We start from the raw sequence: 19,395 nt of genomic DNA on the forward strand, positions 1-19,395 counted from the left end.
AACTGGGTATGAGGCTAATGAACGTTATTCACCACTGTCAAATAAAAGGACATTCAGGTGTTGTATTTAGCATTCCCAGCCAGTCCAAAAGTTTTATAAGACTAAATAAAGCTCAACATTTGGAAATATAAGTTTGCACTTAGTGAGAAAAATTGCACAACATTTCCTCAAAACAAGGTTTGTGCGAGATTTTTCTCTGATCGCCCGTGTAATTGACTGCGTAATCCACCAGTATTCGATCCCCTTTTGTAAACCTAATGCCCCTTCTTGAAGCAAATCGAGAAAATCTAAATTGTGATTCTGGTACTTTTTCGCAACAGAAACCACTAGCCGTCTCCAGTTCGCAACTCGCAATTCGCAATTGCGGACGTAATTGATAATTGATTCATCTTGGAATCAAAGCCTGTAATTTCAATTATGAAAAAAAACAGCGAACAGCGCCTCTTGACTTGAGAAGGGCTGTAAGACAACGCTAAAGCTTTGCAATACAACCAAAATTTTAATTAGATATCAATATTTATCTGTTCTATCTGTCTAGCAGCTTTATCCCAAAGCTTTGCAGAAGTCTCATCTTTCCAATGATTTCTGAGATTTTCTACTTTTTTATGACTGATTCGTTCTAACATTTCTAGAACTGCGGCTAATGTTAATCGATCAACAATTGCCTCTAAACACTCTATATATTATTTTGTTATAATTAACCTCTTGAATAACAATAAAAGTTAACTTTTTTCTTGAAGAATCGTAAATGTACAATTTTACTGTTGTGCATCACCTAATTATATGGACACGATTAAATACGTTCTGACTGAAAACCAAATGCCAAAAGCTTGGTACAACATCCAAGCTGACTTGCCACAAGCCTTACCACCAGTTTTAAATCCTGCTACTGGTAAGCCAATTACACCAGATGAATTATTACCTTTGTTTCCATTGGCACTGATTGAGCAAGAAGTTAGCCAACAAAGATGGACATCTTCTAGAGTATGCCAATGAGATACAGCTTGATATCAATCGATTCCTTCAGGACATGACAAGCCATATTCATGCCGAGCGGGTCGCTCAGAACATTCAAGGCGGTATACAAAGCGGTGTCAGTAATACGCTAGCTTTATTTATTAACGGATTTCGCTATAGGGATGCCTGGGATACAGAGAGATTACTCGCAGCGATTCTCGACTAGAAGCTACACCAACACGCAAGCTAGAAATTTTAAAACAATTCGCTAACGATTCTCAAATATCTCGCAGGTTTAAACAGGAGGTTCACAAATGAAGATTTTTGTTGCAGGCGCAACGGGAGCAATCGGTCGTCCGCTAATCGCGCAACTGCTAGCGCAAGGACATGAAGTAGTTGCGTTGACACGTTCTCTAGAAAAAGCAAAAACTTTAGCTGAACAAGGCGTGGAATTAGCGATCGCAGATGTGTTCGATGCAGATGCTGTTAAAGCTGCTATCACCCGCACTCAGCCGGAAGTGGTGATTGAACAACTCACTTCCCTACCCAAAACCTATACTAGCGAGTCGATGAGCGCAGCATCAGCCCTGAATACTCGCATCCGTCGAGAAGGGGGTGCTAATGTGCTGGCGGCAGCGCAAGTGGCTGGCGTGCGCCGTTATCTGAGACAGTCGATCGCATTCTGGGCGATTCCCGGGGCAGGTTTGGCAGATGAAGAAACGCCATTAGCTTTTGATGCCTCGCCTGCGGTTGCAGCAGATGCTCACATAGTCACTGAAATCGAACATCACTTACTAGGGAGCCCCAACCTAGAAGGGATTGCTCTGCGTTATGGCTTTCTTTACGGACCCGGTACTTGGTTTGCCCCTGATGGCGATGTTGCCCAACAGGTACGACAGCAAAAGTTCCCAATCGTTGGGAATGGGGAAGGTGTATGGTCGTGGATTCATATTGAGGATGCTGCGATCGCCACAGTTGCAGCAGCAGAACGAGGCAATCCTGGCATTTACCTAATTACGGACGATCAACCCTTAGCGGTACGCGAGTGGCTTTCTGCTTATGCCCAATGGCTCAATGCTCCACCACCTCCGCAGGTATCGGTTGAGGATGCTCTGCGAATTAGTGGTGCGGATGCTGTCTATTATGGTACTCAGATGCGAGGCGCATCAAATGCTAAGGCAAAACGTGAATTAAATTTTCAGCCCCGACCCTTGGAATGGATAGGTTAACACCGCCGTGGCTCATGCCAGTTAAGAATTGAAGGGAGAAGAAAGATGAAGATTGCTCAATATGGAACAGCGATCGTGGTCATCCATGCGATCGTACACGGACTGCATGGTTTAGCGCATGTGGAAATCCCAGTTCCCCTCTCAATACTTCAAAGTTTGTTTGTGGGTACTGTAATTTATGCGATTCCCATCATTGCAGTCGTTTTACTTTGGACACAGTTTTACCGCATTGGTAGCTGGCTCTTGCTCTTTTCAATGGCAGCATCAGTTCTTTTTGGAATCTACAATCATTTGATCGTGATTAGTTCGGATCATGTGTCTCAAGTTTCCTTTGCAGGTTGGGGATTGCTATTCCAAATCACAGCCATTCTGACATTAATTGTGGATGGATTCGGCTCTTGGATTGGCATCTGGGCATTGAAAACCACTCAGGAACCAGAAAAGATTATATGAATTATTTCGATTATTTTAATCACCATCATCTGTTATTGTTTACTTGCTTGCTCCCAATTTAGAGCAGTTTTCTTTCATTAGAAATACACACTGAATTATCTAATTTCTCATTGCACAGGATCTAATATGAACCACATACTCAAGAATAAACGCGCCCTCATTACTGGAGGCAGTCGCGGTATTGGGGCAGCGATCGTCAAACGTTTAGCAAGTGTTGGTGCTGATGTCGCTTTTACATATACCAGTTCACCCGATCGCGCTAACGAAATCGTGCAGGCAGCGCAAGCATTAGGTGTCCAGGCTCTTGCCATTCAAGCCGACAGTGCTGTGCAGAATAGAAATATGAATGAGAGCGATCGCTATGAAATGTCCAAGATGTTCATCAGATCATATTTGCAAGAATGGGCGGCAGCGTGGTAAACAAAATTACATATGGCTTACAATTTCACTGCAAAACGTGCGCCTTCTTTGGATATCCAAAAGATTCTCTATTCCGAAATTGTGCTGCGATCTGCTGCCTATCTTTATCTAGGATATGCAGCTACTCCTAAGATTGTTTTTCCATGAGTAATGACAGAGGTAAATAATCATGCACGACTGTCTTTATTCCTCTTACCCATTACTACGGCACATTCAGCACTATAAAATTTGCTGGTTTTGTCCCCACTGTTGGACAACGATACCTGTCTTTTCTGAAATAAAATCCACCATCACAGCACTATAGGAGACTCATCGTGATGACCCAAAAATCGTTTACAACTCAGCTTCAAGAGCAAGTTAACTATACCAAACCTGGAGCCAGCCGAAAGTCTTTGGTTAAAGATGAGCAAGTGCAATTCTCACTGGTTTGTCTAACGGCGGACACTGAAATACCAGAACACGTAGCTTCACGGAATATCTCGGTTGATGAAGGGGATTTTCTTATTGCTTATCGCCTTTTAATAGATATCTGCTATTTTATTTTTCTTTCCCCTAGTTTTACCCGATTAGTTTCTATATTCAAAGTTGAAGTTTTTCAAGAGTTCTAAATATGGCAATTATTAAAGGTTCTGAGCTGTTTATATTTGGGGGTATTAGAATTGGAGATGATAACCTTCAAGGAACAGTATATAACGATCAAATGTATGGCTATAGCGGCAATGATACCTTGAATGGCGGTGGTGGTAATGATTACCTTGATGGAGGCGATGGAAACGATCAGCTATTTGGTGGATCGGGTGAAGACATCTTATTTGGCTGGTACGGGAACGATCTTCTTAATGGAGGCGATCAAAACGATCGCCTTTATGGTGAAGGAGGTAACGATAGTCTCTATGGGGGTGCTGGCGATGATTACCTTGATGGAGGTGATGGCATCAATTATATGTATGGGGGTTCGGGAAATGATACTTATATTGTTTCTAGCCTTTCTTACTATAACAATGACATTGTAATAGAAAATGCTAACGAGGGAATTGATATCGTTCGTGCAAACGTTGATTACACCTTGGGAGCAAATGTAGAAAATTTACAATTGATCGGATTAACTGTTAGAGGAACTGGTAATCAACTCAATAACTCAATTACTGGCAACGAAGCAAACAATATCTTATTTGGAGATAGTGGTGATGACACTCTTCGTGGTGCATCTGGTAACGATAATTTAGATGGTTGGAATGGTAACGATCAACTTTTTGGGGATGCAGGTAATGATGTTTTGTTGGGATACTTTGGTACTGATTACCTCAATGGAGGCGATGGAGACGACGCTCTTTATGGTGAAGCAGACGGTGATAACTTATCTGGAGATTTAGGCAACGACTATCTCGATGGAGGAGATGGCAACGATAATCTTTATGGCGATCTTTATGGGCAAAGTGGTAATGACCAACTTGTTGGCGGAGCAGGGAACGATTACCTTGAAGGTCAAGGTGGCAATGATACTCTAACTGGAGGAAGCGGACTGGACTCTTTTAAGTTCTACTATAGAGCAGATGCTGGTATTGATACTATTCAAGATTTCAATGTGTCAGAAGATACAATATACTTTAGCTCCCCATTTGGCTCTGGATTAGCTTGGGGTACTCTCAGCAGCGATTGCTTTGTAATAGGTTCGCAAGCGAGCGATTATGATGACCGATTTATCTACAACAATAGTACAGGAATTCTCTCTTTTGATTACGATGGAGCTGGTGGAATGGCTCAATTCCAATTTGCACAGCTTTCTCCAGGTTTAGCTTTTAGTGCAACCAATATTTTTGTAACTCCTGCTGGTTAATTAACTCAACTAATCTATACAAATCTACGTAACTAGATTTGTATAGATTAATTCTGCATTACCAGTCCTGCCTCTGTTAGTGCAGCATTAATATTTTTAAAACACTGCTCTGTTTGTTTTACAACATCATCAGATATGGTCATCGAACTGTAATCAAAACCCGTGGTACCAGAAACAAAAACCCAGCTTTCATCAACAACTGCTCTCTTATAAGCAATTTCTTGCTCAAAGATAGAACCAGAAGATATGAATTGACGACTCATTTAATTGTGGAATCTCCTTCCAAATGTATCTACAATTAAACCACTATCAACCAATCACACAGTACAGACTTACACCCCGCAGCAAAGTTAACAGCAATCTGCCACTGCCCCAGATACCCATTCCAAAACGGCTCCCCATCAGCCACTCCAACAGCCTCCCCGATTGTGGAGACTAACTGATTGTAGAACGAGCCAGCGCTGTCCAAGCCTTGCTGCAATTTCAGTTTCAGCCCTTTCCAGCCAAGGGTAACAGCGCTTTCCACTGGCGTGCTTTTTCAATTCGTTTCCAGAGAGTTCAAGACTAGGCTCTTTTTGAGTACGAGGATTGGACTTAGCATTAAAATCAGATGTTATGGGTGATAAAAATACTAAATTTTTAGTAGTATCCGGAATTATAATATATATTTATCATGACGTGATTATAAATACAATCAAACTAATCAGTAGTTAATACTAGGCTAAAAAACAACCGTTTTAGTTAATTTTAATAGTAGCTAAGACCTAAATAAATAGAATATTTTACGGAAATAGATCAAAGTAGTAACTTCTTGTTCATTCTCACAGAAAACAGGACTCAAATAAAGTTGGCAGTGGTGCAAGTTTTCCGTTTCTCGTACCGAAGGATATTGCCTATTCATTTGCAACTTCGGAAAATCAAATTCTTGGTGATTTGTAAATAACTTTAGTTTGGTACAAATGTACTGTTAAATTCTATTTATTTAAGTGAGTCTGTATTTTATCTGCGTAAGCCGCATCTCGTTCAAGTTAGTCTTAGGGACGTACTTCTGCGTTCAGAATTGTTCTCTTTTTACTACGATTTCCAAGAGATGGATACTATTAGAAAGAGGAATGTTACATTACCCAAAGAATAGGGAATCCTAGATTTTAGTACCAAGCAAATATATTAGTCAGTTAGACAGGATGAACTTTCAACAGCAAGGCATTAAATCCGGTAACAATTTTTCTGTAAACCAAGTGCTAAAAGTTGATGAAGCCAGTAGAAATGGTCAGGAAATTGAAAATCAATTAGCAGAGCCAGATTTGAAACAGTTGCAAGATAAACTTTTATTACTTATAGAACGAAATCCTTTGCCTTTAATTGAGTGGAATACAGCGTTTCAAGTAATAGAATGGAATCTGGCTGCTGAACAACTATTTGGATACAGCAAAAGCGAAGTACTTGGTTGTCAGGTATCAGAAATAATTGTGCCAGAAATTGAGAGAGTACAAGCCATCAAAATAATGAAGTTATTAATTGAAGAGAAAGTGGGAGGTAATAATCTCAGTAAGAACCTGACAAAACATGGAATAGTGATGATTTGTGATTGGTGCCACACTCCGATAACTAACATGGATGGCAAGGTAATTAGTATTGTCTCCACAGTGCAGGATATTACAAAAGTAAAGTCTTTTGAAAACGCTCTGCACGAAAACGAAAAGACTTATCAGCAAATTCTTGATGCAATTACAGATATGGTACTGGTTAAAGGTGCTAAATCTCGAATAATTTGGGCAAATAAGGCATTTCGTGATTATTACGGAATGAGTGAGTCACAGCTTCAAAATATGATTGATGCACCCTTCAGCGAAGCAGATCATACCCTGCAATATATCAAAGATGATACCTACGTATTTGAAAGTGGACAGACCTTAGAAATTCCCCAAGAGCCAGTAACTCGATACAATGGCGAAGTACGCTTATTCCATACAATCAAATCTGCGATCCGTAACGAACTAGGTCAAGTGATAATGACTGTTGGTGTAGCTCGTGATATTAGTGAGCATAAACAAGCCGAGAAAGAACAGGCGAAGTTGTTGGCAATTCTAGAAGCAGCACCAGACTTTATCAGTACTGCTGACTTAACTGGGCAGGTTCTTTACTTTAATAAAGCAGCTCGTAGAATGTTGGAGCTAGGGGAAGAAGAATCCCTTCATAAGAGAAATTTGTCCCAAAATCATCCGAAATGGGCAAATGAGATTATCCAGAATCAAGGATTACCAGAATCAGTTAGAGTCGGTGATTGGGTTGGGGAAACAGCTGTTTTAAAAGCAGATGGACGAGAAATTCCCATATCCCAGGTGATTATTGCTCACAAATCACCTGAGGGAGAAGTTGAATATTTCTCGACGATTGCAAGGGATATCAGCGAACTCAAAGCTGCGGAAGAAGATTTACGGCAAAAAGCGGAAGATTTAGAGCGTACTCTTAAAGAACTTCAAAGCACCCAAGCTCATTTGCTTCAAAGCGAAAAAATGTCCTCTATTGGTCAATTGGTTGCTGGAGTAGCTCACGAAATGAATAACCCTTTGGGCTTTATTGCTGCCAGTGTAAAACAAGCTAAACCTACCTTTGCTGATATTGTTGAACACTTAAAGCTTTATCAAGAAAAGTTTCCAACTCCTGGAAATGAAATTCTTATCCATGCTGAAGAAATTGACTTGGAATATAGCTTAGAAGATTTTCCCGAAATGATTGATTCGATGACGATAGCATGTGACAGGCTGAAAAATATCAGTACCAGTCTCCGCACTTTCACCCGTGCTGATCAAGACTACAAAAAACCTTTCAATATCCATCAAGGAATTGATAGTACCATTCTAATTCTCAAACATCGTCTGAAAGCAAATGAGCAACGTCCAAAGATTGAAGTTATCACAAACTACGGTAATTTACCTGAAGTAGAATGTTTTCCAGGTCAATTAAATCAGGTATTTATGAACATAATAGCGAATGCTATTGATGCCTTGGATGAATCAAGTACAGACCGGAGTTTTAGGGAGATTAAAGCCAATCCTAATCGGATTATGATTACCACCTCATTGGAAAACAAACAGGTTGAAGTGAAGATTGCTGATAATGGTCAAGGGATGAGTGAATCAATTAAACAAAAAGTATTTGACGACTTGTTTACTACCAAAGGTGTTGGTAAAGGAACAGGATTAGGATTAGCGATCGCTCAGTCTATTGTTGTAGAAAAACATGGCGGAACTTTGAATGTGAATTCTACCTTGGGTGTTGGAACAGAATTTGTGATTACCTTACCGATTCTGGCTCAGGCTCAAAGTTAACTTGGTCGAAAGTGTGATTTCAGTTAACCGCCGCCAACCAATCACAGACCACAGACCTACACCCGCCTCCAAACTTAACCCAAACTTGCCACTGTCCCAGATAGCCATTCCAGTAAGGCTCACCATCAGCAACGCCAACAGCCTCGCCAACCTTGGAGACTAACTCAGTGTAGCAAGAGCCAATACTGTCCAAGCCTTGCTGCAATTTCAGCTTCAGCCCTTTCCAGGTTTGTCCTTGAGGACTGGACACTACCTCTTCTAATATTTGGGAGGTTGTGTCAATCACTGGTGTCGATAAAACTATATTATTAGTGACTGACACCAACTCACTGTATGATACTTCATCCCGATTTAACCACCGCTCGAAAATCGAATCACGCTGGTCATCAGGGGCAACGAATTGATAAACGCACTCCCGGTTTTCACGCTTGCCCAATCGACCAACGTAAGCCAATTTCAAATCAATCTTGGCAAGTAACTTCTGAGCGATGCCTTCGGCAACCCGAAGCGGGAACGCTACTGAAGTCAGTTTTTCCGAGATACTGACATTCAAGTAATTCTTGATAACGTGCCGATGCTTTACAGCCAGCGCTTTAAACTCCACCATCTTCTCATCAGTCCCCCGTAGCTGAACGTCTGGTGTAAGAAACTGCAACAGATTCAGATTTTCGAGTAACAATACAGCAGGCAACATCTGCCCCTTGTTAAAATCTGGTTTCCAAACCGAATTCTCCCCAGCTTCTAACTGCGATGTAGCTCTTTTGGCATCACGGTTCGTCAGAAACTCTCGCCCCAGTGTCAAATAATAGTGCATCCGTAGTTGGGGATACCACCCATCGTCATCTTTCTCGACAAGCTCAGGGGTTACGTCAATTTCGTAGCGACGGGATAATTCAGCCTTGCGCTGCTGGTGTCGCTCGATTTTCGTTTTCGCCCTTGTGTCTTGCAGCTTCTTGAGTTCGGCATCAGAGATGGTTAGAGAATCCGCGATCGCTTTACACTCAGCAGCATACAATTCAACAGATGCCGCCTTAACCGACTCGATTACAGCCCCACTCTCATCATCGTCGGCATCCGAGGCATCAATAACCGTGTACCCATCTTCGACCAAACCCGCAACCACCGATTCCCGATAGCGCCGCATCTCTACGTTAATCACAGAACCACGCTTACCCCAGGTTTGCAAAGATTCGGGCTGAAAATTCTGGTCAACAAAGCTGTAATCGTCATTATCCGCCGCCGACAACAGCGCAATGTTAGCCTGTGTTGCGACGTGTTGACTTCTGAGCAATCCCCCTATGGACGTGGAACCATTGCCCACAACCGACATCCCCCACTCTCTGACCCAAATGTGACGGTCAACAGTTTCCCGGAGGCGTGCCAACATCTGACGCACGGAGTTAACATGCACTCCCTGAAATATCCCCCATACACCATCAAAATGTCCTCGAATGTCGATGGATACGCCAGTTTCTAAACTTGGAGATGCGATAACCAAATCATACTGGGTGAGAATTTCGTTCAAGTGAGCGATACAACCGAAAGCCGCATGAGATGGATCAGCAACAGATTCGCTGTCTATCTTGCTCCATCAAGATAGATGATGACCCCCAATGGAGATCGCTTTGTCGAGTGCGGCAATCAAATTCTTCGGGTTGTTGCCAGAATAGTTGTAACAGTTGCCCGAAACGGGCTGATAGTTGTTGACGATGACGAATGGGTTAACCCGATATTCTCCAGCGAGTGATAAAATATACTTTACTTTTGTGTCGGAAACATCGGCACTTGATAAATAAATCTTTCCCTGACTGCTGCCCAAAACATTCTGTACCAGTTGTTTGAGGTTTTTGAGAACAGATACCCGACGCTTTTGCACTTCAGTACCAGAGTTAAGCAAATGCCAGAATACCTGGTCGCATTCATCGATGATCACAATATCGTTAGTCCAGTCGTTGGGATTAAATCGCGCCTGGCTTTCGTGATGTAGTGAATCCACACACACGCCATATCCTAATAATGCACCTGTTTCATTCGTGCGAACTTCTGTGACATAATTCACTCCAAAGCGATCGCATAATGCCTCACCAAGTTGAATCCGATGGGTGATGATTAATACCCTACGTCCAAGGTCATGCGCCTTCGCCACCTCAGTAGACAGCCATTGGGTTTTACCAGTACCTTTGGGAGCCTTGAGGATAATCAGTTTTTCACCTGATGGAACAAGCAAGTGATCCAAGAAGCGCTGGTTAAGTGCGTAGGCGTAGCCCGTCGCAGACATCGCAGGCGGATAAGTCAGCAAAGTAAACAGCTTAATCTCCCACAACTCCAATGCAACGGCTGTGTTGTAGAGCGCGTCAAATGCCGGTTGACCGTGAGCATAAAATCATCGACCCCTTTCTCTGCCCCTAACGGTAAATCAATCACTCGCAGGGAACAGCCCTCATTTACCAGCAACCGTCCCATACGACTGATAGCAGTTCTTACCCGTTGGACTGTTTCAGGTTTATTGTCCTGGTCAAAGCAAATGTTAACCTGCCTCCCTTGTGTTGCGAAATGTTTCAAGTCGGGAATCAGGGATGGTTTACCGATGGCAGTACCGTACTCATCTTGGGGGGTGCGGTATCCAGCGTTTACTCCCGGAATTGCGATCGCTGGTGGTGAACAACTCGCCGCGCAGTTGCGTAGCTCCAAGTGAATTAGCTATCCATCATCGTCACAGACAATCCTTTCAAACACCGCCTAGTTTAAGCAATTGCATTCTCAAAGCCATAGCTAAATTATCTATCGTCAGCGCTATGTTGTTTGGCATCAGTGCGTTAGGCTACTGGGGATTAGAAATTGTTGAAGCTAATACAATCCCGACAATAGAAGACAGATACGATTGGCGAACTCAAAAACATATTTGTTTCGGTTGGATGCTAGTTACTTTTTCTAGCTTTCTTGGAAGTGCTTCTTTTGGTAACGAGTTTCACTAATCAGTTCCAGAGGATAAAGCCCCTGATAAAAGTCATAATTGAGAAGCAATCTAATATGATTGGTATATTGATTCATGAAAATTTCTGTTGGTATTATTCTCAGAGAGTTAAGCAGCCTTAAAAATTAATGCGACGATAGATTTCAGTCAGGGGAATTTCTACGTTTAAACTGTGCAGCATAATCGTGCGCTCAAGGTGAGAGTGAACTTGCCATAGCCAGCGATCGTTACTGTTACGATCCAAATTGTGATATTGCTCAATGTAGGGTTCAGTTTGACTCACAAGCAGATATTCACAGAAGCTGGCAATCGAGCGATATTTTCTGAACTTGTCCCCTCGATCATAAGCAACAGTCACGGGTGATAAAACTTCGACAATAAGCATTGGATTGAGAATTTCATCATTGCGATTGCCATTGAACTCTGGTTCACCATTAACAACCATCAAATCGGTATAAGTCCCACACTGATATTCGGGAATCCAAACTCGCAAGTCGCTGTTATACAAACGAAAATCGGTGTCTCTCAATAAAAACCCTAAGTAAATTAAGAAGTTGCTGGCGATGGCACTGTGAGATTCCGACCCTCCCGACATAGTAATAATCTCTCCGTTACGGTATTCATGGCGTTCGGGGTTGGTTTCTTCCATAGCCCGATACTCGTCTAACGTCAGGCGAGTTGTTATTATATCTGGGGGACTGGTTTGAGCAAAGACCACAATCAACCTCTTAAATAATTAGCTCTAAAACTATTATCTGCAAAGTCAAGAAGAATTGCTATTGAACGATAGAATGCCGCAACCTCCAAGTGGGCGATGTGCTTCCATCGGCTGCTTACTGATGTGTTTTATTGCCTTTGGGCAAGAATTCATCCAGTTCACCAATGGCAAGGAAATGTTGGTAGAGACGGCTTGGCGCTCTTAATGGAAACGAGTACTACAATACGCTAGTAGTTGAAATGGTGAACCGTTACTTATTCCACTTCATCAACACGCCATCCACAATCGCAATCCCCCACTGCGGAAACTTCGCCAGCAACTTCTTGATCACTATCACAAGTGCCGGGTCATCATTCCAGCACTCTTGCAAAAAGTTCAACCCCGGATTATGCCCCGAATTTTCAGCTACTTTAAGTTTATGCATACGCTCCGGTCGCGCATTTGCCCTTGCAACTATCGCCTCATGCGACCATTTTTCAGGACTGGGGACAGGCGCGGCGGAACTTTCACCCTCATGATCTGCTTTCACTTCTCCACCCGAAACTGAATTTTCAACCATCAATAAAGCAGAATAACTTTGTTCGAATGGCACTAAGAAAAGGGAAAATCGTTGAGGCAGCAGGGGTGCAGAGGAGCGGAGGAGCAGGGGAGAAAGAAGAAATTTTAGGCATACGAACAGATATTTAGAAATTCCTCTCTGCACCCCTGCCCCCTGCTCCTCTACAATCCTTACGCTGCCTACTATTCAGCTTAACTTAGTGCCATTCAACCTTGTTCTACCTGCCCCTGTATTTGATTGGCGATCGCTTCCTTGGAAGAAAATTCATTTTGGGCAACGGGCGCGGCGGAAAAATCGCCTTCATGAGAGACTGCCGCCTCAATACCACAGTCCTGCTTTTCAGCCAACAACGGAGCAGGTTGACTTAGTGCAGCTTCCACAAGCGCCAGCGATGTACAGTCATTCGCCGTAGGCGAGTCTTTCTCGTTCTCTGACACGCTTTCAACAGTCTGAGGCGACGCGCCCCTCAAGGGCGCATGAGCCGTCTCCTCAACTTGCGAAATCTCATTTAGCGTGTCAGAGACACAGCTAACGAACTCATCATTTGAGTCCGTTAGCTGTTCCTGAGTAGTTCGTGAGGTTTCCTGTAACCCCTGCTCTGACTGGTCTTTACCTAAAATAGGCACTTAATACAAAGCACCCATTTCTTCAGAGCCAGCATCTTTATCTGAAATATCAGCATAAGGTTATCGTTTTTCAGCATCTGGTTTTAGTGACGCAGAATTGGCTTTCCCCCAAAATTCTTTCATCCGGCTACCATGCAAATTCTTGATCAGCCAAGCAACGTCTCGCGTCCATCCTGAATCGACAAGTCCTGCTTGAAAATGAACAACCCACTTTCGGAGAGAATTTTCTTTGCAGAGATAAAAGTACTGTAACCCAAAGCACTTGTCAGAGGCATCCACCTAGAACCGTAGGGGTCAGCCGTCCAACACTCCTGCCATAGCTGATTGACTGAGGGCTTTTGCTGCGATCCCCACAGCATATCTTCAATCGGGATAATCACATGAAGTCTTAAACAAATCGATGATTTTTCTGAAATCTGCATAAATAGCTAAAAATCAGCAGATAAGACAGTTAAAGGGAAACCCTAATTTTGAGTCTTTAATTCGATCAAAGCGACTTGACGTATTGAACGTAAATTCTCATCTCTTGGATATATTTCAATATGAAATCAGGCTCAAAATTTATTCCAATAAACGTGTCTATTTTGTTACTCAGAATCAAAAAATGGAGGTAGATAACATCGTAGTTTTTCTCATAAAGACTGCTTTCATAGATTTCGAGTTGTCAATCTAATAATCAATATGCCATTACAAAAATTAGCTAAATTCCTTAATCCATTAGGTGAACCTGTAATAGCACCAGGTGGTATTCAGGATACATCATTCAATCGTGATGCCCTTTCCAGGTTTGTTTGCAATACCCTAGATGAAGCTTTAGCAGCCGTACCAGGTGGCTTTGACGTTATTGTAGTTGGATCGGGAATGTATGGCGCATATTTTGCAACCGATATATATAACAAAACAAAGAATTTTGGGTCTGGTCGTCCTCGCCCTAAAATTTTAGTTCTTCAAGAAGGCCCATTTTTGATTCACGAACATTTCCAAAACCTACCTTTGGGATTAGGAGGACTTTATGAATTACCTCTTGCTAATCTTCTACCTGAAGGACAATATCGAATCATTAACGTAAATGGTACATCAGAGGGGCAAGGAGTTCCATTTGGACGCGATTTTGCCGGAAAATTCCGACCTCATCATCGTTGTGTTGGTGGGAAAGGTCTTTTTTGGGGTGGTTGGTCTCCTTCCTTGACTACTGCTGATTTGGTTCAGTGGCCAAACTCAGTCTCTGCATTCTTGAAGAGCGAACAAGGCTATAATTTTATCACTCAAGAAATTGGCGCAGATTACGATGTTGATAGGCGTGGCAAAGAAGAGGACTTTATCTATGGCGGACTTTACGAAGCTTTACTCAAACGCTCTCGTAAATTAACTCCATTCAACCTCCCAGTAGATAGTTATTCAATTGATCGTGTGCTTCAACCACCGATCGCAGTCAAAGTTGAATCTGAATTATCCGGATTGTTTAGTCCAGATAAATATAGCAGTCTACCTGGTCTTTTGAGTGCGATTCGGGAGGATGTAGGAAGGTCAAACAATAATGATCAAGATCGCTATCTATTTTTAGTACCAAACGTTACTGTCCTAAATTTAGAAACACAAGAGGGAGTTGTCCGAGGCATAAGAGTTGCTGTTAATGACCCAGTTGGTGCAGGCGAGATAGTTCAAAACATTACAGTTCCTGAGCAAGGGATGGTAGTTTTAGCCGCTAATTGTGTCAATTCAACCCGCATAGCCAGAAACTCTTTTCCTCGCCCAGCGTTACTTACAAAAGAACGTATGGGAGCTAACCTGATGGTTCATATCCGAGGTAATTATCTTTGGAAGATAAGCCGCACCCACCTCGAAAGTTTACCTATCTTAGAAGAAGAAGGATTGTTAAAAGATATCTTCAAGGATAAAGTTTTACAGCAAGCAGCTTTACAGATTGAGGGTACAGCAACAGATTTAAACTCCAATAACCTCACTGGACGCTTTCACTTCCAATTTTACGCAGCACCCAATGCTGGCAATAACGCCGAGTACTCTCTTTATCAGATGATACCCGATCGCGATGACCTACTTGAGAAAGCCCAACAACTAAAAGGTGAGCCAGATGCCAATGAATGGATCACCGTAGGGATAAGAACTTGTGGGGAAGATTTCGGTGACAAAGAAGCGCCAGTAGAATATGGCGGGGTACGTAGTGCCAACACTAGTTGGATGGATACCAGCCCCTCAGCTAAAGACCGTTTTGGCAACCCAGAAGGCTATGTTCAACTTGTGGAAACGAACGAGGTATTGAAACTTCGTAATGCACAGAGGGCAGCAGCTTTCCAATTCATTGCTCGGTTAGCCAATGTGACCGTTGAAGAAGCTGGCAAAAGACAAGGTGAATCTAACGCTAATCCCAATATCGTACTTGTTGATGCTGTTGAAGACGGCTTAGGAACTACTTATCACGAGTGCGGTACTCTTTGGATGGGAGATGATCCAGAGACATCTGTAACTGACGTGCATGGACGCTTTCATCATGTTGCCAATGCTTATTGTGCCGATCAGTCCTTGTTCCCCACAGCAGGCTCGGCGAATCCCGTGCCTACAGGGTTAGTGCTGGCTCGTAAAGTAGCTTTAGGTATTACTGAGCGATATCAAGAAGAAAAGCCTTTTGAAGACAAAGATGCTGGCTTCCAATCTCTCTTCAACGGTAATTTTCCTGGTGTATGGCGTTCTGTTGGGGCTGCAAACTTTACACCTTTACAGCCTTTAGGACAACCTCCTATTATTGAAGCAGGGAAAGCTGGCGTAGATAGTGTTTTAGGGTTGCTCTATTATCAACCGAAGCAATTCAAAGATTTTGTTCTGCGTCTAGAGTGGAAAGCCTTTTCTATACGTGCGAACTCTGGAATATTTTTACGTATCCCAGATCCTACAGGAAGATCCCTCGACAACTCTTTCTATGAAGCTTGTACAGAAATTCAAATCGATGAAACTGGGAAGAATTATCGAGATGATAGAAATCCTCAATCAATCTTTGGGGGATTCCGTGAGAAGACAGGCGCAATTTATACTCTTGCTCCTGCCACACAGGGGATGAGTAAGGTAATCCGTTCCAGATTTACAGCTGATGGGCCTTGGAATGTTTACGAGATTACTGTTCAAGGCGATTCGATTGTTGTAGTTCTTAATGGTGAGAAAGTATCTAGCACTACTATTGCTGCACCAAAGCGGAGGGAAGGTTATATAGCCCTACAATGCCACACCGAAATTGTTCAGTTCCGCAATATCCGCATTAAAGAATTGTAAAACACGGAGAATATAATAACTATGCCATTAGATTTAACGACCAATTCAGGGCCAATTGATCAAGATAATCCCCAAATTGCAGATGTTCTCAAAGACTTACAAGGAAACATCCTTAACGGGCATGGACGAGATCATGCTGCCCATATTTTTATCGCCTTCGATAAACCCAATCAGATCGAAAACGTCAAAAAGTGGATTGCTAGATTAGACGTTACTTCAGCTAAAGCCCAATTGGATGGAACAGAACGCTATAAACGAGAGAAAGTTGATGCGGGTTTATTCACCCATTTTGCGCTGAGTGCTAGTGGTTATGCTCGTCTCGGCATCCCAGCAAACAAAATACCTACAGGAGCAAACCCACAGAAACGAACGGCTCCACCTTACGCCAATGCTTTTCAAGAAGGGATGAAAAATCGCGCCTCAGTTCTTCTTGATCCGCCTACGAGTAACTGGGAAAGTGGATTTCAAAACTCAATTGATGCAGTTTTGCTCCTTGCTAACGATGATCCGGCGGAATTAATCGCTCAGGAAATTAAAATTCTTGAACAACTCAAAGATGTCGCCACAGTCAGAACCATCGAGCGTGGGCTTACCTTACGACGCAAATTTGATACTGCCGATACGACTAACCCTAGTAATGAGTTCGGTGTAGTTGTCGAACACTTTGGTTATGCTGATGGTGTTAGTCAACCTATCTTTCTTAAAAAACAGTACGAACGAGAGAAAAGCCTAAAAGGAACTCGTTTCTGGGAACCAGCTGCTCCTTTAAAGTTGGTTTTAATTCCCGACCCAAATGGCAAGACGGCAGACGTTAGTTTTGGCAGTTTCTTAGTTTTTCGCAAACTCGAACAGAATGTGCAAGGTTTCAAAACTGCTGAAGCTAAGTTAGGAGAAAGCTTAGGACTGCCAAGAGAATTAGCAGGAGCGATGGCAGTGGGACGTTACGAGGATGGTTCACCTATTGTCCTGCAACCTGGTAACGGTGCTTGGGCGAACACAAACAAACCCGCTATCCCCAACGATTTCAATTATCAAGGTGATAAGTTGGGTTTGACTTGTCCTTTTCATGCCCATATCCGTAAAAGTAATCCCCGATTGGAATCTGTGAAAGCAGATGGTCCTTTCGCTAAGTCGAAGGAGGAAGAACTAGGACACAGAATTGCTCGACGTGGTATTACCTATGGAGGACCTCTCAGCAGTTCTGATAATTTAGATGATCTTCCCACCAATGGAGTTGGATTACTTTTCATGTGCTACCAATCAGATATCTGGGAGCAGTTTGAGTTTATTCAGCGTTTTTGGTGTAATAATCCCAACTTCCTTGAACCTGGTATTTCTGGTGGCACAAATCCAAACTATGATAAAACGGGATTAGACGCGGTTATCGGTCAAAAGCTGGGTGAGCAAGCCGATCCAGTGATTAATGAAGCTCCTAAACCCCCAAAAAATTGGCCATCACAGTGGGGTAAATCTACAGTCAAGCCCGAAATTCCCGACGAAAATCAATTTGGTCAATTTGTCACTCTCAAAGGTGGGGAATATTTTTTCTCTCCTTCGATTAGTTTTTTAAAAAATCTCAGTGGTAGTTCACCAAGCAAATAAGGACTCTAAAAGTCGGGTAAAGGGGAAAGGTGAAGGGTTTCTACTTTTTCCCTTTCCCCTTATTCAAATAGCACTAAGAAAAGCTAAAACCCTTACCAATCAAGCAGTTTGTAATTGTTTACATCATTTCGATGTGGTGATGTGTGAAAAATTACTGAGAAAAATTAAGAAGGCGCTGGTTGCTGATGGAAGAGTGATAGTTTTTGAGTTTATTCCTAATGCTGATCGTATTAGCACCGCCTCTAAGCAGTAACTAATGCCTTTAACGCCTCATTGATGCCCAGCTACGAGCAGCAAGATGGGAAGATGGGAAGTAGATTCACAACACCTTACTTATCCTGATCAAACTGAGATCATGCTTAGAAACTCCCTTAATAAATTTGGAACTGCTTCCATATATTGGTTTCGATGGATTGCATTCATTGTGGATAAAACTGGTAGCCACCTCAAAGCTGCAACAATAGGAGACAACTGTTGAGCTTGCTCAAACGCTTGTTGGAGTCTTTCTTTAGTCTCATATTCAGCCCATTGTTCTAAGTAGAAAGCTCTGAGTCGCTCAAACCAAGATGAATTTTTTGCTAATTTAAATCTCCTCTTCAAACAATCGTAGGTACTATGGAGGCTGAAAAAAGGATGAGTGATGCTACTATCACCCCAGTCAAAAAACAAGTAATTTTCATCGCAAATAAAAATGTTCCCATCGTGTAAATCACCATGATGCAAAGTTTCTGGTATACCAAAGGTCGCTAGTTCTTCACATAATTTAACTAATAAGTTAGCCTGATTCTGTAAGCACTGATATTCGAGTAAATTAAGTCCACCAGGCTGATTCAGCCCTAACGTTTCGGTATCCATTAGCAGTTGTTGAAACCTAACAGGCAAGCTTGCTAAACGACGATCAGGCACACCCAGTTTCAGAAACTCATTAAGATATTTGGTACAATCCTGTTGCAATTTTGCATAGCAGGGTAAAAGATTCTGCCAATGTTTAATGTCATCTTCAATTTTCAGAGTGTTCTGAAGCATCATCCCTCCATCAAGCATAAGTAGCCAACCTTTCTCCCCATTAATCGCTAAAACTTGTGGCATACATTGAGGATACCGATGCGATAGAACTTGGCTAAGTGCGGCTTCATAAGCAAGCTCTGATACAACTGCTTTGAAATAAATGTTGCCGATGCTTGTAGGTATTTGCAGAACTGTTGACCAGTGACGAACGCGAAGCTGCTTAATTGAATCAATACGTTTGATATCTTTTTGATGTAACTCACAATTAATCGGCGTTGCTGAATCAAAATATGAATCAGGCGATCGCTGGAATAAAACTTGTACCTCACATCGTGAGCGGCACTGAACCATACTTAAGATAATGTATGACCAGTCGGATAGAGTGTCTCAGCATTTTT

Annotated in this window: 25 protein-coding genes and 2 pseudogenes; 15 read left to right on the top strand and 12 right to left on the bottom strand. The window is 42.4% G+C overall.

The window, feature by feature from the left end:
- Nucleotides 1-180: 180 nt before the first annotated feature.
- Nucleotides 181-333, bottom strand: a pseudogene (locus tag IQ274_RS30890) (sigma factor); the annotation flags it as partial.
- A gap of 170 nt (nucleotides 334-503) precedes the next feature.
- Nucleotides 504-626: a hypothetical protein gene (locus IQ274_RS37860; protein ID WP_322745390.1), complete on the bottom strand. Its 123-nt coding sequence runs from the start codon at nucleotides 624-626 to the stop codon at nucleotides 504-506.
- A gap of 157 nt (nucleotides 627-783) precedes the next feature.
- Here IQ274_RS37860 and IQ274_RS30895 point away from each other — a divergent pair, with 157 nt between their 5' ends.
- The 8 genes from IQ274_RS30895 (at nucleotide 784) to IQ274_RS30930 (ending at nucleotide 4,896) form a co-directional block, all read left to right on the top strand.
- The gene (locus IQ274_RS30895; protein ID WP_228058473.1) at nucleotides 784-996 is read left to right on the top strand and encodes a hypothetical protein; all 213 of its coding nucleotides are present in this window, start codon (nucleotides 784-786) and stop codon (nucleotides 994-996) included.
- 34 nt (nucleotides 997-1,030) lie between these two features.
- A complete protein-coding gene (locus tag IQ274_RS30900) occupies nucleotides 1,031-1,183 on the top strand; it encodes a DsbA family protein (protein ID WP_194144514.1) in 153 nt (50 codons plus the stop codon).
- 88 nt (nucleotides 1,184-1,271) lie between these two features.
- A complete protein-coding gene (locus IQ274_RS30905; protein ID WP_194144515.1) occupies nucleotides 1,272-2,186 on the top strand; it encodes an NAD-dependent epimerase/dehydratase family protein in 915 nt (304 codons plus the stop codon).
- Between the two features lie 45 nt (nucleotides 2,187-2,231).
- Nucleotides 2,232-2,639, top strand: a complete 408-nt coding sequence (locus tag IQ274_RS30910) for a hypothetical protein (protein WP_163927782.1) — start codon at nucleotides 2,232-2,234, stop codon at nucleotides 2,637-2,639.
- 126 nt (nucleotides 2,640-2,765) lie between these two features.
- Nucleotides 2,766-3,059: an SDR family NAD(P)-dependent oxidoreductase gene (locus IQ274_RS30915; protein WP_228058474.1), complete on the top strand. Its 294-nt coding sequence runs from the start codon at nucleotides 2,766-2,768 to the stop codon at nucleotides 3,057-3,059.
- Nucleotides 3,001-3,171, top strand: a complete 171-nt coding sequence (locus tag IQ274_RS38155; RefSeq protein ID WP_416209859.1) for a transposase-like zinc-binding domain-containing protein — start codon at nucleotides 3,001-3,003, stop codon at nucleotides 3,169-3,171. The genes IQ274_RS30915 and IQ274_RS38155 overlap by 59 nt, the downstream gene beginning before the upstream one ends.
- Before the next feature lie 205 nt (nucleotides 3,172-3,376).
- Nucleotides 3,377-3,667 carry a hypothetical protein gene (locus IQ274_RS30925; RefSeq protein WP_194144516.1) on the top strand — a complete coding sequence of 97 codons (291 nt, stop codon included), beginning with the start codon at nucleotides 3,377-3,379 and terminating at the stop codon, nucleotides 3,665-3,667.
- Nucleotides 3,668-3,669: 2 nt separating this feature from the next.
- The gene (locus IQ274_RS30930; protein WP_194144517.1) at nucleotides 3,670-4,896 is read left to right on the top strand and encodes a calcium-binding protein; all 1,227 of its coding nucleotides are present in this window, start codon (nucleotides 3,670-3,672) and stop codon (nucleotides 4,894-4,896) included.
- A gap of 47 nt (nucleotides 4,897-4,943) precedes the next feature.
- On the opposite strand, the gene IQ274_RS30935 is transcribed toward IQ274_RS30930, so the two are convergent.
- Together IQ274_RS30935 and IQ274_RS30940 are read right to left on the bottom strand one after the other, a co-directional pair.
- Entirely contained in the window at nucleotides 4,944-5,159 is a 216-nt protein-coding gene (locus tag IQ274_RS30935; RefSeq protein WP_194144518.1) for a Rid family hydrolase, read from the bottom strand.
- A gap of 35 nt (nucleotides 5,160-5,194) precedes the next feature.
- Nucleotides 5,195-5,422, bottom strand: a complete 228-nt coding sequence (locus IQ274_RS30940) for a hypothetical protein (RefSeq protein WP_194144519.1) — start codon at nucleotides 5,420-5,422, stop codon at nucleotides 5,195-5,197.
- A gap of 658 nt (nucleotides 5,423-6,080) precedes the next feature.
- On the opposite strand from IQ274_RS30940, the pseudogene IQ274_RS36895 reads away from it, so the two are divergent.
- Nucleotides 6,081-6,572 (top strand): annotated as a pseudogene (locus IQ274_RS36895) (PAS domain-containing protein); the annotation flags it as partial.
- A 9-nt stretch (nucleotides 6,573-6,581) separates the two neighbouring features.
- A complete protein-coding gene (locus IQ274_RS30945; protein WP_228058478.1) occupies nucleotides 6,582-8,228 on the top strand; it encodes a PAS domain-containing sensor histidine kinase in 1,647 nt (548 codons plus the stop codon).
- 19 nt (nucleotides 8,229-8,247) lie between these two features.
- Here the strand turns inward: IQ274_RS30945 and IQ274_RS37865 are convergent, their stop codons facing one another.
- The 3 genes from IQ274_RS37865 to IQ274_RS37875 form a co-directional block, all read right to left on the bottom strand.
- Nucleotides 8,248-9,753: a hypothetical protein gene (locus IQ274_RS37865; RefSeq protein ID WP_322745391.1), complete on the bottom strand. Its 1,506-nt coding sequence runs from the start codon at nucleotides 9,751-9,753 to the stop codon at nucleotides 8,248-8,250.
- A gap of 66 nt (nucleotides 9,754-9,819) precedes the next feature.
- Nucleotides 9,820-10,527, bottom strand: coding sequence for a hypothetical protein (locus IQ274_RS37870; protein WP_322745393.1), 708 nt, complete (start codon nucleotides 10,525-10,527; stop codon nucleotides 9,820-9,822).
- The gene (locus IQ274_RS37875; RefSeq protein ID WP_322745394.1) at nucleotides 10,521-10,919 is read right to left on the bottom strand and encodes a DUF3854 domain-containing protein; all 399 of its coding nucleotides are present in this window, start codon (nucleotides 10,917-10,919) and stop codon (nucleotides 10,521-10,523) included. The genes IQ274_RS37870 and IQ274_RS37875 overlap by 7 nt, the downstream gene beginning before the upstream one ends.
- Here IQ274_RS37875 and IQ274_RS30955 point away from each other — a divergent pair.
- The gene (locus tag IQ274_RS30955) at nucleotides 10,805-11,203 is read left to right on the top strand and encodes a hypothetical protein (protein ID WP_175586558.1); all 399 of its coding nucleotides are present in this window, start codon (nucleotides 10,805-10,807) and stop codon (nucleotides 11,201-11,203) included. The two genes, IQ274_RS37875 and IQ274_RS30955, sit on opposite strands and share 115 nt — an antisense overlap.
- Before the next feature lie 117 nt (nucleotides 11,204-11,320).
- On the opposite strand, the gene IQ274_RS30960 is transcribed toward IQ274_RS30955, so the two are convergent.
- Nucleotides 11,321-11,920 (bottom strand): Uma2 family endonuclease, encoded by a 600-nt coding sequence (locus IQ274_RS30960; RefSeq protein WP_163927788.1) that lies wholly within the window; start codon nucleotides 11,918-11,920, stop codon nucleotides 11,321-11,323.
- A 73-nt stretch (nucleotides 11,921-11,993) separates the two neighbouring features.
- Between IQ274_RS30960 and IQ274_RS37570 the strand changes: the two genes are divergently transcribed.
- Nucleotides 11,994-12,125: a hypothetical protein gene (locus tag IQ274_RS37570; protein ID WP_265578586.1), complete on the top strand. Its 132-nt coding sequence runs from the start codon at nucleotides 11,994-11,996 to the stop codon at nucleotides 12,123-12,125.
- 45 nt (nucleotides 12,126-12,170) lie between these two features.
- Here IQ274_RS37570 and IQ274_RS30965 read toward each other — a convergent pair whose 3' ends face one another.
- The 3 genes from IQ274_RS30965 to IQ274_RS36905 all read right to left on the bottom strand — a co-directional run bounded on the left by IQ274_RS30965 (nucleotide 12,171) and on the right by IQ274_RS36905 (nucleotide 13,527).
- Nucleotides 12,171-12,623: a hypothetical protein gene (locus IQ274_RS30965; protein ID WP_194144526.1), complete on the bottom strand. Its 453-nt coding sequence runs from the start codon at nucleotides 12,621-12,623 to the stop codon at nucleotides 12,171-12,173.
- A 62-nt stretch (nucleotides 12,624-12,685) separates the two neighbouring features.
- A complete protein-coding gene (locus tag IQ274_RS36900) occupies nucleotides 12,686-13,105 on the bottom strand; it encodes a hypothetical protein (RefSeq protein WP_228058475.1) in 420 nt (139 codons plus the stop codon).
- 146 nt (nucleotides 13,106-13,251) lie between these two features.
- On the bottom strand, nucleotides 13,252-13,527 hold the full coding sequence (locus IQ274_RS36905) for a hypothetical protein (RefSeq protein WP_228058476.1): 276 nt from the start codon (nucleotides 13,525-13,527) through the stop codon (nucleotides 13,252-13,254).
- Nucleotides 13,528-13,786: 259 nt separating this feature from the next.
- On the opposite strand from IQ274_RS36905, the gene IQ274_RS30975 reads away from it, so the two are divergent.
- The 3 genes from IQ274_RS30975 to IQ274_RS37880 are packed head-to-tail and all read left to right on the top strand — an operon-like array spanning nucleotide 13,787 to nucleotide 18,242.
- A complete protein-coding gene (locus tag IQ274_RS30975; RefSeq protein ID WP_194144522.1) occupies nucleotides 13,787-16,387 on the top strand; it encodes a family 16 glycoside hydrolase in 2,601 nt (866 codons plus the stop codon).
- Between the two features lie 21 nt (nucleotides 16,388-16,408).
- Nucleotides 16,409-17,989: a Dyp-type peroxidase gene (locus tag IQ274_RS30980; RefSeq protein WP_163927790.1), complete on the top strand. Its 1,581-nt coding sequence runs from the start codon at nucleotides 16,409-16,411 to the stop codon at nucleotides 17,987-17,989.
- Nucleotides 17,967-18,242, top strand: a complete 276-nt coding sequence (locus IQ274_RS37880; RefSeq protein ID WP_322745395.1) for a methyltransferase — start codon at nucleotides 17,967-17,969, stop codon at nucleotides 18,240-18,242. Before IQ274_RS30980 ends, IQ274_RS37880 begins: the two co-directional genes overlap by 23 nt.
- An 89-nt stretch (nucleotides 18,243-18,331) precedes the next feature.
- On the opposite strand, the gene IQ274_RS30990 is transcribed toward IQ274_RS37880, so the two are convergent.
- On the bottom strand, nucleotides 18,332-19,348 hold the full coding sequence (locus IQ274_RS30990) for a phosphotransferase (RefSeq protein WP_194144523.1): 1,017 nt from the start codon (nucleotides 19,346-19,348) through the stop codon (nucleotides 18,332-18,334).
- Nucleotides 19,349-19,395: the final 47 nt, after the last annotated feature.

It is taken from the genome of Nostoc sp. LEGE 12447 (assembly GCF_015206985.1).
In the GTDB taxonomy this organism is placed as follows: Bacteria; Cyanobacteriota; Cyanobacteriia; order Cyanobacteriales; family Nostocaceae; genus Nostoc.

Coding starts and splice junctions, on each gene's coding strand:
- IQ274_RS37860 (WP_322745390.1), bottom strand. CDS start 626: ATGTTAGAACGAATCAGTCATAAAAAAGTAGAAAATCTCAGAAATCAT.
- IQ274_RS30895 (WP_228058473.1), top strand. CDS start 784: ATGGACACGATTAAATACGTTCTGACTGAAAACCAAATGCCAAAAGCT.
- IQ274_RS30900 (WP_194144514.1), top strand. CDS start 1,031: ATGACAAGCCATATTCATGCCGAGCGGGTCGCTCAGAACATTCAAGGC.
- IQ274_RS30905 (WP_194144515.1), top strand. CDS start 1,272: ATGAAGATTTTTGTTGCAGGCGCAACGGGAGCAATCGGTCGTCCGCTA.
- IQ274_RS30910 (WP_163927782.1), top strand. CDS start 2,232: ATGAAGATTGCTCAATATGGAACAGCGATCGTGGTCATCCATGCGATC.
- IQ274_RS30915 (WP_228058474.1), top strand. CDS start 2,766: ATGAACCACATACTCAAGAATAAACGCGCCCTCATTACTGGAGGCAGT.
- IQ274_RS38155 (WP_416209859.1), top strand. CDS start 3,001: ATGAAATGTCCAAGATGTTCATCAGATCATATTTGCAAGAATGGGCGG.
- IQ274_RS30925 (WP_194144516.1), top strand. CDS start 3,377: ATGACCCAAAAATCGTTTACAACTCAGCTTCAAGAGCAAGTTAACTAT.
- IQ274_RS30930 (WP_194144517.1), top strand. CDS start 3,670: ATGGCAATTATTAAAGGTTCTGAGCTGTTTATATTTGGGGGTATTAGA.
- IQ274_RS30935 (WP_194144518.1), bottom strand. CDS start 5,159: ATGAGTCGTCAATTCATATCTTCTGGTTCTATCTTTGAGCAAGAAATT.
- IQ274_RS30955 (WP_175586558.1), top strand. CDS start 10,805: ATGGTTTACCGATGGCAGTACCGTACTCATCTTGGGGGGTGCGGTATC.
- IQ274_RS37570 (WP_265578586.1), top strand. CDS start 11,994: ATGCCGCAACCTCCAAGTGGGCGATGTGCTTCCATCGGCTGCTTACTG.
- IQ274_RS36905 (WP_228058476.1), bottom strand. CDS start 13,527: ATGCAGATTTCAGAAAAATCATCGATTTGTTTAAGACTTCATGTGATT.
- IQ274_RS30975 (WP_194144522.1), top strand. CDS start 13,787: ATGCCATTACAAAAATTAGCTAAATTCCTTAATCCATTAGGTGAACCT.
- IQ274_RS30980 (WP_163927790.1), top strand. CDS start 16,409: ATGCCATTAGATTTAACGACCAATTCAGGGCCAATTGATCAAGATAAT.
- IQ274_RS30990 (WP_194144523.1), bottom strand. CDS start 19,348: ATGGTTCAGTGCCGCTCACGATGTGAGGTACAAGTTTTATTCCAGCGA.